Raw genomic sequence first — 1,100 nt, 5'->3', positions numbered from 1 at the left:
CAGCGGCTGCTCCCCGTATCCGCCGCCGCCCATCGGCTGCTGCGGGGGTGCGTACTGCTGCTGGGCGCCAGGATTCTGGTCGTAGCCGTACATGCCGCCAAGAGTACTGAGGAAAGCCCCGCCGATGGGCCGCATGTGACCCTCGTCGTCCTCGTCACAGATGTCCGGCGGGGGTTGCATCTTATTACCGACGGGTAGCATCATCGGAGTCACTACTGATACGCGTTCGAGGAATTTGCCTCCCAACCGCTTACGGAGCCGTCGCCATGGGGCACTACAAGTCGAATCTCCGCGACATCGAGTTCAACCTCTTCGAGGTCCTCGGGCGCGACAAGCTGTACGGCACGGGCCCGTTCGCGGAGATGGACGTCGAGACCGCCAGGACCGTCCTCGCCGAGGTCACCAAGCTCGCCGAGTCCGAGCTCGCCGCCTCCTACGCGGACGCGGACCGCAATCCGCCCGTCTTCGACCCGAAGACCAACACCGCTCCGGTGCCCGCCTCCTTCAAGAAGAGCTACCAGGCCTTCATGGACTCGGAGTACTGGCGCCTCGGCGTCCCCGAGGAGATCGGCGGCACCACTTCCCCCCGCTCCCTGATCTGGGCCTACGGGGAGCTGCTGCTCGGCGCCAACCCGGCGATCTGGATGTACACCTCGGGCCCGGCCTTCGCCGGCATCCTCTTCGAGGAGGGCAACGAGGCGCAGAAGAAGATCGCCGAGATCGCCGTCGAGAAGCAGTGGGGCTCCACGATGGTCCTCACCGAGCCCGACGCGGGCTCGGACGTGGGCGCGGGCCGGGCGAAGGCTGTCGAGCAGGAGGACGGTTCCTGGCACATCGAGGGCGTGAAGCGCTTCATCACCTCCGGCGAGCACGACATGTCGGAGAACATCCTTCATTACGTGCTGGCCCGCCCCGAGGGCGCCGGCCCCGGCACCAAGGGCCTGTCGCTCTTCCTCGTACCGAAGTACGAGTTCGACTGGGAGACCGGCGAGCTGGGCGAGCGCAACGGCGTCTACGCGACGAACGTCGAGCACAAGATGGGCCTCAAGGCCTCCAACACCTGCGAGCTGACCTTCGGCGACCGCCACCCGGCCAAGGGC

General features: G+C 66.7%; 1 protein-coding gene and 1 pseudogene. One reads left to right on the top strand and one right to left on the bottom strand.

Features of this window, described 5'->3' with window-relative positions:
• Positions 1 to 180, bottom strand: a pseudogene (locus ACFXKA_RS43220) (hypothetical protein); the annotation flags it as partial.
• A gap of 86 nt (positions 181 to 266) precedes the next feature.
• Here ACFXKA_RS43220 and ACFXKA_RS43215 point away from each other — a divergent pair.
• On the top strand, positions 267 to 1,100 hold an 834-nt coding region (locus ACFXKA_RS43215), incomplete at its 3' end, for an acyl-CoA dehydrogenase family protein (RefSeq protein WP_379431945.1).

The sequence above is a fragment of the Nocardia sp. NPDC059228 genome, assembly GCF_042754245.1.
In the GTDB taxonomy this organism is placed as follows: Bacteria; Actinomycetota; Actinomycetes; order Mycobacteriales; family Mycobacteriaceae; genus Nocardia.
This window is presented reverse-complemented; position numbering and strand designations above follow the sequence as displayed.